The organism is Nocardia brevicatena NBRC 12119, from assembly GCF_000308495.1.
GTDB lineage: Bacteria > Actinomycetota > Actinomycetes > Mycobacteriales > Mycobacteriaceae > Nocardia > Nocardia brevicatena.
On the sequence record NZ_BAFU01000086.1, the window covers coordinates 115,323 to 128,418 of the forward strand.

Consider the following 13,096-nt stretch of genomic DNA (forward strand, 5'->3'; position numbering starts at 1 on the left):
ACCAGGAGCAACCATGCGAATCGCAGTTTTCGGCGCAACCGGTTCCATCGGACGGCATGTGGTCGAGCAGGCATTCGAGCGCGGATACGAGGTCACCGTCCTCACCCGTGACGCCGGCCGGGCCGCGTGGACCGGTCCTCGGCCGCACGTGGTCGAGGGGAACGTGCTGGATCCGGACGCGGTGGAACGGACCGTGGCCGGTCAGGACGCGGTACTGGTCACGCTCGGCAACGGCCGCAAGGGAGTGGTGCGAGCCGAGGGAACCCGGCAGGTCATCGCCGCCATGGAACGGCACGGGGTGAAGCGGCTGGTCTGCCAGTCCACCCTAGGCGCCGGCGACAGCCGCGGCAACCTCGACTTCCTGTGGAAATACATCATGTTCGGCCTACTGCTGCGCCCGGCCCACGCCGACCACGAACAGCAGGAGGAATATGTGCGGGCCGCCGATCTGGATTGGACCATCGTGCGACCCAGCGCCTTCACCGACGGCCCCCGCACCGGAAACTACCGGCACGGTTTCGCCGCCGACGAACGCGGACTCGACCTGAAGATCTCCCGCGCGGATATCGCGGAATTCCTGCTCGACCAGGTGACCGACCGCACCTACCTGCACAAGACGCCCGGAATCTCGAACTGAGGGCCGACGGCCGTATTCGAGGGGCGACCGCGCCGCACCGGGCGCCCGGGATCGGATCGCTCAGCGCCGCTCGATCCGCGGCATGGGCGGCCCGATCGCCCCTCGGGCGCGGAGATAGGTTTCGAGAGCGTCCAGGTCGGTTGGTCCGACGGTCATATCGACACCCCGGGTGAAGACATCGAATCCGTCACCCCCGGAGGCCAGGAAGTTGTTGGTGGTCACCCGGTAGCTCGCGACCCTGTTCAACGGCTGCCCACCGACCCGGACACTGTCGTCGAACACCTTATGTCCGGCGGCGCCGCGTCATCGTAGGCGTAGGTGACAGGGGTCCGGGTAGAAAACGGCCAGGATTGAACGCTGAACGCATTCACGCTGGTCGTGCCGGTAAGGAAGGATCGTGCCGCCAGGTATATGAAGACCGGTGTGGGTTTACCCGGCAGTGATCCGGAGGTCGTTTCGCAAGCTTTGTTCCAGAATCGTTGCGCGGTAACTACTTTCGGAAGAGGTGGGCCATGCCCGTCGGCTCCTGCGTCGGGGCTCCGGTCAGTACGGACAACACCATCCAGACCTTTGTCCTCGATCGCGAGCCTGATTCACGGTGATCTCGCCACTGCTCACGGTAGTTGTCGTCAGCCGCGCGGTAGCTCGAGTAGGTGCTCGGCGGAGGAGATGAGGATCGACTCGGGTGACCTGCCCCGGAAAAGCCGTGTCACCTCGGCTTCTGGCCACCCCGATATCCAGTGCAGCAGGTTTTCCCGGAACGTCGGCGGAACCCATATCCCGATCAGGCTCGGGTCATCGAAACGGGTTCTGTCGACGATTCCTATACCACCCGGGTTGGGGATGGTGTGACGGAGGTCCGTCACGGACTCGTCGAAGAGAATGATCGGATGGGCCGAGCCCGGAGTGACGTAGTACGAGGAGACGAACGAATCTTCACCCCTGACGTTTTTGATCGGGGCTTTGATCGGCTCTCCGTTGGCTGCGGCTCGTATTGCTACGGCATAGTCTCCAGGAGCTCCCAGGGATGCTTGCTCGACATTCAGCCCGTCCAGGCCGTCCGGACCCCGCAATCGCGTGGTACCCCAGGATTCGCTCGTCAATATCCCAGGAAGATTCAGCTCGCCCGTCATATGTGTGTATACTGTACTGCTACGTTCGGCCAGCGCGCCGAACGTAGCGAGCTGGGATCGGAAAGCTTCTCTTTGTGTGCCGTAGATATCGGAAGGAGCTACCCAGGGGAAGCGCTGTTCCTGTAGCGGCAGTGTTACACGCTGTTCCCAGGCATCCCACCCTGGCCTGTGATGATATGGATTCACAGAGAATTCGACGGTGTTTTTTTCGACATCAACCTCGACTCGTGTCCTGAGCCCTGGAATCACGTATGTGCCGCTTCGTGTCGGCGTTTCCGTGTGGCGAATGGAATTTGGTAGAGAATTCAGGAAGTCACCGTCGTACCTGGGTTCTTTGATAACCCTGTTCAATGGAATGTCGACATCCAAGGAACTCAGCAACTCGTCGGTTTCTTCTCCAGACATTTTGTTTTTCGTGATGATCTTCCTGACCGCTTCCCGATCGTCGGCCAGGATGGCATTCCGCATTTGCTCGCGCACTCTGCTCGATTTTTCGTACGCCTTGTTCGACTTGATTCTCTTTTCCGTGAGCATTTTCCTTAGTTGTTCGCGCGTGGCGTTGTCGCTCTGCGCCAGCGCGTGCAGCTGTCTGCCGCTGACACTCAATTCGACGGCGTCAGTGCCCTGAGCCCGTGCGCCGGGTGCACGATCCGCCCCCGTACCCTGTCCCTGCGTTCCCAGCCCCTCACCTGCTTCCTCGATCTCGCGGCCGCCGCCCTGGTCGAGGTGCACCTTCTCATCGACATCCTCCCTGACAAGACGAGTCATGCTTTCTTCGGTGTCTCCCCAGGCTTCCGTTTCCTTCCTGGTCAGGCGTTTCAGCTCTTCCTTGGCCCAGGTGAGGATCCTGGTCATACCGTTGCTCACCCGCGCTACACCGCTGGGGCAGGCGCGGGCTGTGCGGCCGCGGTGAGGCAGGCGGCGATCTCGTTCGCGCCGGGTGTCCAGGTGCGGCGGTAAGCGTCGATGGCGTCGAGCCGGCGGTGAGTGCAGTCCTTGCTGGGTTTCAGATACCGCTGCAGGGTATGGCGGTCCTCGTGCCCGGACAGGTGCATCAGATCGGCTTCGGTGGCGCCGTCCTCCCCGGCGTGGGTGAGCCGGGAATGGCGCAGGTCGTGCAGGTTCCACCCGCCGGTAGCCGCGCCCAGGTGCCGTTCGGCGGTGCGGTAGCTCATGCGCCGACGTCGTGTGACCGGGTCGATATCGGCGGCCGCGGCGGTGCCGTCGTCGGGAGCGACTCGCCGGGGCAGGAACACCGGCCCGTTCCGGTGCCCGGCCAGCAGCTGGCCGAGCAGCCGGGCGGTGCGGATGTCGTACATCAGCTCATCCGGTCGGCCGCCCTTTCGGACGGTGCTAGTGTCCCGCGTCGGGAATTCGATGAGTAAGTAGGTTGTAGGCTCGCCTGGTGGCGCGGATGGGTCGGCCGGTGGCCGAGGTGGTGTTGACCGATGAGGAACGGCAGACGCTCGTGCGGTGGGCGCGGCGGGCGAAGTCGTCGCAGGCGCTGGGGCAGCGGTGCCGCATCGTATTGGGGTGCGCGGCGGGGAAATCCAATAAAGAGGTGGCGGCTGATCTGGGGATCTGGCCGCAGACGGTGGGTAAGTGGCGTAACCGGTTCGTGGCGCGCCGGCTGGAGGGTTTGGTCGACGAACCGCGTCCGGGTGGGCCACGCACGATCACCGACGAGCAGGTCGAGTCGGTGTTGGTGGCGACGTTGGAGCGCCAACCCGCCGATGCCACGCACTGGTCGCGGGCCTCGATGGCGGCCGAGAGCGGATTGAGCAAATCGACGGTGGGCCGGATCTGGCGTGCGTTCGGGTTGGCCCCGCATCGGGTCGACGAGTTCAAAATCTCCAACGATCCGCAGTTCGTCGACAAGGTCTGTGACGTGGTCGGGTTGTATCCGAATCCGCCGGAGAAGGCGCTGGTGTTGTGTGTCGATGAAAAGTCGCAGATCCAGGCGTTGGACAGGTCGGCGCCGGTGTTGCCGATGATGCCGGGCATGCCCGAACGCCGTACTCACGACTACATCCGTCACGGGATCACCACCCTGTTCGCCGCCCTCGACATCGCCACCGGGGAGGTGATCGGCCAGATCCACCGCCGTCATCGCGCGACCGAGTTCAAGAAATTCCTCGTCACACTCGACAAGCAGGTGCCGCCCGAGCTGGACGTGCATCTGATCTGCGACAACTACGGCACTCACAAGGCGCCGGTCATCGTGAAATGGCCTGCGGCGCATCCTCGTTTCCACAGGCACTTCACCCCCACCTACTCGTCGTGGCCGAATCAGGTAGAACGCTGGTTCGGACTGCTGACCGACAAGAAACTGCGCCGCAGCACACACCGGTCGGTCCAAGCCCTCGAGCGCGACATCCGCGACCGGATCGCCCACTGGAACGAGAACCCGAAACCGTTCGCCTGGACCAAGACCTCCGACGAGATCCTCGACAGACTCGAATCATATCTTCAACGAATTCCTGGCGCGGGACACTAGCCCTCCGGTTCAGGCGGTCCAGGTCCGCGACATCCAGGCGAAGGACTTCCTCGGCGCGGGCCGCGCTCGCATAGAGCATCGCCCACAGAGCCCGATCCTCGAGCGGGTACCGCCTGTCGCCGACGAGTCGGTCGATCGCCTCCCGAGATCGCACCCGGTTGGAGTCGGGCTTGGGCTGATGCTCGCGGCCGACCCCGGTCAGCACCGCGCCCGCGTCGGCGATCCACTCCTGGACCTGGAAGTAGGCCAGGGCGCTGGCGACCGCGGCGCGCTTGGCGTTGAACGTCGCCGGTACCTTCGCGCTCCACGCTGTGCGGATGTTGCGGTGCAGCCGCGCCCTACCGGACTCATTGTCGAGTTCGGCGACATCGCCGATCCCCGCGAACGCCCGCGGCAGAGCAGAGGTGTAGGCGCGCACCGCTTCCGGCGAGGTGATCCGGCCCGACTTCCCGCGGTGCCCGGCCGGCCACCGCAGGTACTGCGCCAGCGCCGCGGCCGTCGCCATCCGGCCCGCCTCGGCGACGGAAGCGAGATGCCGGGTGGAGGTCATCGAGCCGACTCCTCGATTGTCAGATAACAGGCGGGAAGGGGTGTGGTCCGGCGGTGCGTTTCTCCAGGAGCGCCACCAGATGTTGTCGGATAATACGTCATTATCTGACCTCTGCGCCCGGCTCTGCCCCTCAACCGTCTTCTGCGTCAGCCCCGGGCTCGCGCAGGGGCCGCAGGCCCCCGCCACCCAGATCGGGTCGGATGATGGGGTAGCGACCGTTGAAGTTGATGTGGTCGAACATCAGCGGGTGGATCCGCGCTTTGACCTCGGGTGCGATCACCATGCCGTCGGCCTCCAGACGATGGACGGCGGCATCGATATACAGAGAGTTCCACCACGCCACACAGTTGAGACCCAATCCCAACGCCCCCAATTGGTCCTCCATGCCGGTCACGTACTTCTGCTGCAGCTCGCCGAGGTTGCCGAAGAAGATCCGCCGGGCCAGGGCGTGGCGGGCCTCGGTCAGGTTGAGCTGCGTGTTGATCGCCCGCCGCTACGACTCGTCGTGGAGGAATTGCAGGACGTGCAGGGTCTTGAAGATGCGGCCGTAATGCGCGAACGCCTCACCCAGGCTGGTGTGACGGCCGTCGGCGGACATCATCCGGATCAGGTCGTAGGCCCGGCCCTTCCCCGTCGTCAGAGAACCGGCGACCCGGAGTATGGCATCCCACTCCCTGCGGGTGACGTCGGGCCGGACGGTGTGTCGGCCCAGCTCTGCCAGCTTCACCGGCGGGATCCGCGCCAGGTCCACCTCGCCGGTCTTCAGTACCCGCACCTCGGCCACCCGCTCCAGTGCGTCCCGCATCCCCTGCCCGCTGATCGACGTTACCGGAGTCCGCATGGCCTCCAGCCCGAGACATGCCCGCCGTCGGGTACCTCCAGCAGGGTCTCCAACGCCGCCCGCAGACCGTCGTCCGCGGCGTCGGCGACCAGGGCATGGATCCGGTTGTACTCGCCCGAGCGCACCTCGGTGACCAGCCGGGACAGCACCGAGATCCCCGACAGCAACACCCGCTGCCGCACAAACCACACCACCGCCCGGTCGAACAACGCCCGCCGCGACTCCACCGAGTTCCACACCCGCGAGGCCACAAAAGACCGCAGCCCTATCTCCGCAGCCCAGAAATCCTTGTAGCCCAGCCATTCCTGGATCTCGCGGGCGTGTTCATGCTGGGTCGGCAACCGGTCCGGGTACAGCTTCACACATGCCGGGTCGTCCACCCCGACCTGCTCGGCCATGAACTCCGCGACTACATCGGGCACCTCAGCCGGCGTGGGCAAGAACGTGCCGAGCATCCGTACTGTCCCCCACTGCACCGCCCACCCCACCTTGTTGTGCGGCCGGCGCTTCGCCCTCGCGTACTCCGCCGTCGCGGAGTCCATCCGGAAAACAACTCCAGCTCACCCGGCGACAGATCCTCCACGAAACACCGATACCGGAGAGTCTGCCGCTCGGACAAGTACTCATGCGACACGAGCCGCCACCCTAGGCCAAGACTCTAGGCCACACACCCCAAGCGTGATCAACCACCAGCACCAGGACTCTGACCAGCATGAATGCGCTTAGCGTTCAATCCTGGCCGATTACTACCCGGACCCGTGATACCGGCCACCGACAGCACCGTCGGTTTGCTCGGGTTGTCCCACTGCTGTTCCAGCAGGTCCAGGATCCGGCTGCCCGTCAGGGTGACAGTGACGACCTGGTTGCCGAACGGCTGCGCCTCGTAGATGGCGCCGAAGGTGATGGGACCGGGCCCGATATCGGCGCGCACCCCACCGGGATTAACGAACGCCGTCACCGACTGCGCGGGTTCGTCGGTGACATCGAGCATGGCGTCGGCGATGACGTCGCCGAGTGGGGATTCACCGGACTCGCGCACGGCACGGGGCAGCGGCGCGGCGGCCGCGCCGACCACCCGCTCGGCGCGCGGCGCGGCCTGTGCGGCGAAGAAGTCGACCATGCGATTGACCTCGGGATCGGTGTCGACATCACGGGTCACCACCCGGTTCACCGCGGAGACGGTGACGTCGCCGGCGCCGAAGCGCAAGGTGATGTCGGTGATCAGCCGGCCGTAGGAACCGGCCTGTGTCACCACCTTGCCGTCGATGGAGACACATACGCTTGACGGCTGTGGCCGGTGAGGATGGTACGCACCATCGGATCGGTGCGGCGGGCCAGTTCGGGGATGTCCGGGGTGATCTCGGCGCAGCCGTTGTAGTCGGTGGACGCCGCCGGCGTCCGCTGCCCACCGCCGTCGTGGACCAGCGCCACCACGGTTTCGGCACCCGCCTTCCGCATATCGGGCACATACCTGTTGACGGCCTCGATCTGATCGCCGAAGGTATAGCCGCGGATCCCCTCGGGAAACACCAGATGCTCGGTCTCCGGGGTGACGGTCCCGACCACCCCGATCCTGTGCCCGCCCACTTCCAGCATCGTCCAGGCCCGCACCCCGGGCACCAGGCCACCCTCGGCGTCGGTCAGGTTGGCGGCCAGGAACGGGAAGTCGGCTCCGGTGAACGGCGCGCCCGGCGAACAACCGTCGAGCGCGCATCCGCCCTGCCGCAGCCGCGCCAATTCCAGGACACCGTGGTCGAGTTCGTGGTTGCCCACCGCGGATGCGGCCACCCCGACCTCGTTCAGGAAATCGATCGTCGGTTCATCGTGAAACAGCGACGACACCAGCGGGCTCGCGCCGATATTGTCGCCGGCCGACAGCACCGCACTGTCCGGGTACGCCTCACGCAACCGGTCCAGGTGGGCGGCCAGATAACCGCCACCACCCGCGGTATGGTCCGCGATCAGCCCGTTGCTCGCCTCCGGCGGCCGCAGATGACCGTGCAGATCGTTGAAACCGAACAGATGCACCTCGCCCGGTTCGGCGACGGGCAGATCGTCGGTGGACATCAGCGGTATTCCACCGGGCGGCGTCTCGGCCGCGTCGGAGCATCCGGCGACCAACACGAGACTCAGCAGTACGGCGCATCCCCCGACCGCCCGGCGCACAGGACTCATACCTTCCGACTCTGGCAGAGCGGAACGGCCGGTGGGCGACACGATGGTGAATTCCTCCCCTTTCGCCAGGAACCGATGAGTCTCGCCGCTTCGGTCGGTCCGGTCACACGCGAACGCTCGCCGTACTAGGTATTCGTGCAGCCGACGCACACGGACACCGAGGTCCGCTTCCTCGTTGTAGACGGGAACGACCACATCCGGCACCGGTGGCGCCGATGGGGTTTCCGGGAGTTTCGCCGTGTCGGCGACGGCCACGATATCGGTTATAGGACCACGTTCGGATGCGTGGCCGGCGTAGACCTCCGAGCAGAGTGTGAGGTTCCTGGGAACCTACCCGTCTCGGTACGGGCCCACGGCAACTGCCGTACGTTTCGTTATCGGTGCGGTACTCCCATAGCCATCCCCTCATCTCGTCCGGAACGCCACCACAACGGTCCGATCTCGGCGTCGGAGGAGGTGGACCGGCATTCCACTCGGGTGCGCCTCGGCCGCCCATCCGACACGGTGAGCTGTCGCGTTCACGCGAACCTCGTTGTTCTCACCTGCCGCGCCGTTGCGGTCGGTGGTGTTCGCGACATGGCCAGTATGCCCCTTGCCACCGACAGAAAACCGGCTAGGAAAGACGCCACAGCGGAGATACCGGACCGTGGCCTTTCCCCAGGTCATAGGAGGCTTCCAGACAGCGACGAGTCCACTCCTTGGCGAACTCGAAGGCATCCGGCACCGAGTATCCATGGGCCAGCGCGCACGCCAGGGCGGCGGCCAGCGTGTCACCGCCGCCGTGATCGTTGCCGGTCTCGATCCGCGCCGCGCCGAACTCCAGGAAACGCTCCCCGTCGAACAGCAGATCGGTGCTGGTGGGCGAGGACCGTAGATGCCCGCCCTTGACCACCACCCATCGCGGACCCAACGCGTGCAACGCCTCGGCGGCCTGCCGCGCGGACGCGTCGTCGGTGACCTCGACCCCGGTGAGCAGCCGTACCTCGTCGAGATTCGGGGTGACGATCGTGGCCAGGGGGAACAGGGTGTACCGGAGCGCATCGAGCGCCTCGGCGTGCAATAGCGGATCCCCGTGCATGGAGGCCGCGACCGGATCCACCACCAGCGGCATCTCTCCGTCCCGGCCTATCCCGACCTCCCGGCACACATCCGCGACGGCCTCGATGATCGCGGTCGAGGCCAGCATGCCGGTCTTGGCCGCCCCCACGCCGATATCGCCTACGACCGCACGGACCTGATCCGCCACCGTCTGCGGCGGGATCTCGTGGAAACCGGACACTCCGACCGTGTTCTGCACGGTTACCGCGGCCACCGCCACCAGCGCGTGCACTCCGCACAGTGCCATGGTTCGGGTATCGGCCTGGATACCGGCCCCGCCCCCGGAGTCGGTCCCGGCAATGGTGAGCGCCCGCACCGGTGTCCGGCCGGCGGGCGGTAACGGCAGGAACTTCACGGCGTAACACTACGTGTTCGTCGTACTGCCGCGGGCGCGCAGGTCACACTTCCTGTCGGCGCTACGGAAAGGCCGCCAATACCGGGTCCGGACAGCGTGAGCCGGTCGGTTCCCGGGGCGCGCGACCGGCCGGCCGGACCGCGTCCGCATCGGCCGATTGCTGTGCGGGAAGAGCGCACGGTACCGGTTCACCTCCGATACGGCGACCGGTACCGGGTCAGCGCAACCGTATCGGTCGCGTCCGGACCGGACACGCGGCCGATTCGCCCATACCCGGGCGGGTCGGAGGATGGGCGGGTATGGTCGGCTGCGGAAAAATTCACATGCCAACGGGGGCTCGCACCAGCGGGCTGAGAGGACGGCTAGCCCATTCCACGGGCGGATCAGGGCCGTCGACCGTATGAACCTGACCGGGTAATGCCGGCGTAGGGAGGAAATATGACGACCGCACCCGTCGACACCGTCACCACGGGACCGATCGAGGGCAGTGTCAAGCACTATCGCGAGGTGGACGGCCTGCGTATTCCGGTGCGCCGGATCAACCTCACCAACGGTGAGCACTTCGATGTCTACGACACCTCGGGCCCGTATACCGACGAGACGGCGACCATCGACCTGGAGGCCGGTCTGCCGAAGCTGCGCGACGGCTGGACCAAGCCGGATATCGAGGGGCCCCGCACCCAGCTCGCCTGGGCGCGAGCGGGTGTCATCACCCCGGAGATGCGGTTCATCGCCGCCCGGGAAGGGATGGACGCCGAACTGGTGCGCGCGGAGGTCGCGGCCGGCCGCGCCGTGATCCCGGCCAACCACAAACACCCGGAGCTGGAGCCGACCATCATCGGCAAGAAGTTCCTGGTGAAGATCAACGCCAATATCGGCAATTCGGCGGTCTCGTCCTCCATCGCGGAGGAAGTGGAGAAGATGGTGTGGGCGACCCGTTGGGGTGCGGACACCATCATGGACCTGTCCACCGGCAAGAACATCCACGAAACCCGGGAGTGGATTCTGCGCAACTCTCCGGTCCCGGTCGGTACGGTGCCGATCTACCAGGCGCTGGAGAAGGTGAACGGCGACCCGACCGAGCTCACCTGGGAGATCTACCGCGATACGGTGATCGAGCAGTGCGAACAGGGCGTGGACTATATGACCGTGCACGCGGGTGTGCTGCTGCGGTATGTGCCGCTCACCGCCAAACGCGTCACCGGCATCGTCTCCCGCGGCGGTTCCATCATGGCCGCCTGGTGCCTGGCCCACCACAAGGAATCGTTCCTCTACACCCATTTCGAGGAACTGTGTGAGATCCTGGCCCGCTACGACGTCACCTTCTCCCTCGGCGACGGCCTGCGCCCGGGCTCCATCGCCGATGCCAATGACGAGGCCCAGTTCGCCGAACTGCGCACCCTCGGCGAATTGACGAAGATCGCGAAATCCCATGGCGTGCAGGTGATGATCGAAGGCCCCGGCCACGTGCCCATGCACAAGATCGTGGAAAACGTGCGGTTGGAGGAGGAACTGTGCGAGGAAGCACCGTTCTACACCCTCGGCCCGCTGGCCACCGATATCGCACCCGCCTACGACCACATCACCTCGGCCATCGGCGCGGCCATCATCGCCCAGGCCGGCACCGCGATGCTGTGCTATGTCACCCCGAAGGAACACCTCGGCCTGCCCAACCGCGACGACGTGAAAACCGGTGTGATCACCTACAAGATCGCCGCCCACGCCGCCGACCTGGCCAAGGGACATCCGCACGCCCAGCGCCGTGACGACGAATTGTCCAAGGCGCGTTTCGAATTCCGCTGGCGCGACCAGTTCGCCCTCTCCCTCGATCCGGATACCGCGCGCGAGTACCACGACGAGACGCTGCCCGCGGAACCGGCGAAGACCGCGCACTTCTGCTCGATGTGCGGTCCGAAGTTCTGCTCCATGCGGATCTCGGCGGATGTGCGCGAGTACGCGGAGAAGCATCGGTTGACGGATGTGGATGCCATCGAAGCAGGGATGGCGGAGAAGTCGGCGGAGTTCACCCGATCAGGAGGGCAGGTGTACCTGCCCGTCGTGTCGTAGCCGCTGAGGCGGATCGGCCTCGGTGAACATGCCGTTGATTCGGGGAGCCACAGTGGGACCACCTGTGGCTCCCCGAATTACGGAGCCGGCGCAAGGTCGAGAGGCCGGTTGACACATTCGGCCGTCGACGCATCATTCGGGCATCTTCCTCGAATACCGGACGCACCGGTTCACCGACGATGAACCGGGTTGGTGGCGACGGTGGGACGTGTGCGCACGCCCTGGCCCGTACACGGTTCGTCGTGAGGCTTCACTCGACCCCATTGTCGAACCGCCAGCGGGTCGCCCCTCCCGGATCGACGGTGGCCAGGGCCGTCGCGGTGTACGGGGTGATGCGGTACACGTGCCACGGCGGCGGGCCCGCGGAGGGGGCGCTGAACTCGGCGGTGAGCGCTCGGCCCGTCTCGTCCACCCGCGCCGGCCAGCCGCCGGCGGCCCAGCGGGCGGCCATATCGGCGACCGTCGCCGGATCGGTGATCCGCGTGGCCGTGCCTTCGACGACGAGATCGAACTCGTGCGTGGCGACGCTGAGCGAGCAGCGGGCATCACGAGCCAGGCTGCGCCCTTTCCGCGTGCCCTCGCCGGTTTCGAACCAGAAGGCACCGTCGACCCATAGCGCGCCGATCCCGGTCATATGTGGGCTGCCGTCCGAGTTGATCGTGCACAACCAGCAGGTGTGTCGTCCCGGACCGCCTGCGCCGGGCGCCTGAGGCAGGCCGTCTTCGAGCCGTGCCCGGATATCGGCCCAGTCCAGTGCGGGCAGATCGTAGAGGGTGGCGAGGTTCGTCGTTTCCATGTCCATGGAGACCGGACGACCACCGCAAACTCATCGGACGCCACGACCGGTCGAGCTACCGCCGGCGCCTCGATGGTTCCCTCCTCTTGGCCGCATCCTCGCCACGCCGCCGCACGGGTCGGTGAACAGCGCGTTTCAGCTGCCGGCGCCATCCGCCGGGTAGTGCTGGTCGAGCCAGGCGTCGAAGGTGGGACCGGCGATGATGGCGTCGGGACCGGGGAGAAGGGCTCCCGCCGCCTGGACTTCGCTGTTGGGGTCGGTGGCGTCGACGACTTCCTCGACCCGCGCCGGGGCGCCGCGGCGCGCGGCCAGTTGTGCGGTGGCGGCGGCGAGGTTCAGTTCCCGCGGACCGGCGATCTCGACCAACTCGGGAGCCGTATCGGCCAGGGCCAGCTTCGCCAGCTCTTCGGCGACGGTGCGGGCGGCGACGAGGCGGGTGCGCACGCGCGGGACGTAGGCGGTGTCGCCGCGGGTGGTCCAGTCGAGCATCATTTCGGTGAATTCGTGGAATTGGGCAGCGCGCAGAATCCGCACCGGCACCGGCCCTTCGCGGTAGGTCCGCTCCTGGGCGAGTTTGCCGGCGTAGTGACCGGCCGTGAACGCATCGATACCGATGATCGACACCACCGCGATCCACCGCACGCCGGCGTCGGCCGCCGCACGCCCGACGTTTCGGGCGATGGTGTGGAAGAAGTCGGTGACCGCGGCGGTCTCGGTGGTCTCGGTGCTGGTCGCGTCCACAACGATCTGTGTCCCGGTCAGCGCCGCGGCCAGACCGTCACCGGTGTAGGCGTCGACGCCGGCCGACCGGGTGATCTCGACGACCTCGTGCCCCTGGTTCTTCAGCACATCGGCCACCTCGCGGCCGATCCGCCCGCTCGCCCCCAGTACCGCGATCCGCATTACCTACCTCCTCGTTCCGAACTCTTCATCAGGAAGACGACGCA

At 66.2% G+C, this 13,096-nt stretch carries 12 protein-coding genes and 1 pseudogene; 3 read left to right on the top strand and 10 right to left on the bottom strand.

The window, feature by feature from the left end; all coding sequences use genetic code 11:
• Positions 1–13: 13 nt before the first annotated feature.
• Complete coding sequence (locus ON20_RS23705; protein WP_040838684.1) at positions 14–637, top strand: NAD(P)-dependent oxidoreductase; 624 nt, start codon at positions 14–16, stop codon at positions 635–637.
• 60 nt (positions 638–697) lie between these two features.
• Here ON20_RS23705 and ON20_RS39145 read toward each other — a convergent pair whose 3' ends face one another.
• The 3 genes from ON20_RS39145 to ON20_RS23720 all read right to left on the bottom strand — a co-directional run bounded on the left by ON20_RS39145 (position 698) and on the right by ON20_RS23720 (position 3,089).
• Complete coding sequence (locus tag ON20_RS39145) at positions 698–919, bottom strand: 5'-nucleotidase C-terminal domain-containing protein (RefSeq protein ID WP_040838685.1); 222 nt, start codon at positions 917–919, stop codon at positions 698–700.
• 347 nt (positions 920–1,266) lie between these two features.
• Positions 1,267–2,625 (bottom strand): hypothetical protein, encoded by a 1,359-nt coding sequence (locus ON20_RS23715; RefSeq protein ID WP_040838686.1) that lies wholly within the window; start codon positions 2,623–2,625, stop codon positions 1,267–1,269.
• Positions 2,626–2,642: 17 nt separating this feature from the next.
• Complete coding sequence (locus tag ON20_RS23720; protein WP_051163164.1) at positions 2,643–3,089, bottom strand: site-specific integrase; 447 nt, start codon at positions 3,087–3,089, stop codon at positions 2,643–2,645.
• Between the two features lie 95 nt (positions 3,090–3,184).
• On the opposite strand from ON20_RS23720, the gene ON20_RS23725 reads away from it, so the two are divergent.
• A complete protein-coding gene (locus ON20_RS23725; protein ID WP_157228976.1) occupies positions 3,185–4,267 on the top strand; it encodes an IS630 family transposase in 1,083 nt (360 codons plus the stop codon).
• Between the two features lie 680 nt (positions 4,268–4,947).
• Here the strand turns inward: ON20_RS23725 and ON20_RS39150 are convergent.
• The 5 genes and pseudogenes from ON20_RS39150 to thiD all read right to left on the bottom strand — a co-directional run bounded on the left by ON20_RS39150 (position 4,948) and on the right by thiD (position 9,286).
• Positions 4,948–5,658: pseudogene (locus tag ON20_RS39150) on the bottom strand (Tn3 family transposase).
• Complete coding sequence (locus ON20_RS23740) at positions 5,643–6,200, bottom strand: DUF4158 domain-containing protein (protein ID WP_040838694.1); 558 nt, start codon at positions 6,198–6,200, stop codon at positions 5,643–5,645. Before ON20_RS23740 ends, ON20_RS39150 begins: the two are co-directional and overlap by 16 nt.
• 140 nt (positions 6,201–6,340) lie before the next feature.
• Complete coding sequence (locus ON20_RS39155) at positions 6,341–6,910, bottom strand: 5'-nucleotidase C-terminal domain-containing protein (RefSeq protein ID WP_245547431.1); 570 nt, start codon at positions 6,908–6,910, stop codon at positions 6,341–6,343.
• Positions 6,907–8,088 (bottom strand): metallophosphoesterase family protein, encoded by a 1,182-nt coding sequence (locus ON20_RS39160; protein ID WP_051163168.1) that lies wholly within the window; start codon positions 8,086–8,088, stop codon positions 6,907–6,909. The genes ON20_RS39155 and ON20_RS39160 overlap by 4 nt, the downstream gene beginning before the upstream one ends.
• 358 nt (positions 8,089–8,446) lie before the next feature.
• Positions 8,447–9,286, bottom strand: a complete 840-nt coding sequence (thiD, locus tag ON20_RS23750; protein ID WP_040838695.1) for a bifunctional hydroxymethylpyrimidine kinase/phosphomethylpyrimidine kinase — start codon at positions 9,284–9,286, stop codon at positions 8,447–8,449.
• A 438-nt stretch (positions 9,287–9,724) separates the two neighbouring features.
• Between thiD and thiC the strand changes: the two genes are divergently transcribed.
• A complete protein-coding gene (gene thiC, locus ON20_RS23755; protein WP_040838696.1) occupies positions 9,725–11,353 on the top strand; it encodes a phosphomethylpyrimidine synthase ThiC in 1,629 nt (542 codons plus the stop codon).
• Between the two features lie 250 nt (positions 11,354–11,603).
• Here thiC and ON20_RS23760 read toward each other — a convergent pair whose 3' ends face one another.
• Both ON20_RS23760 and ON20_RS23765 read right to left on the bottom strand, forming a co-directional pair.
• Complete coding sequence (locus ON20_RS23760; protein ID WP_040838943.1) at positions 11,604–12,149, bottom strand: pyridoxamine 5'-phosphate oxidase family protein; 546 nt, start codon at positions 12,147–12,149, stop codon at positions 11,604–11,606.
• Between the two features lie 135 nt (positions 12,150–12,284).
• Positions 12,285–13,052 carry an SDR family oxidoreductase gene (locus ON20_RS23765; protein WP_040838697.1) on the bottom strand — a complete coding sequence of 256 codons (768 nt, stop codon included), beginning with the start codon at positions 13,050–13,052 and terminating at the stop codon, positions 12,285–12,287.
• Positions 13,053–13,096 lie beyond the last annotated feature (44 nt).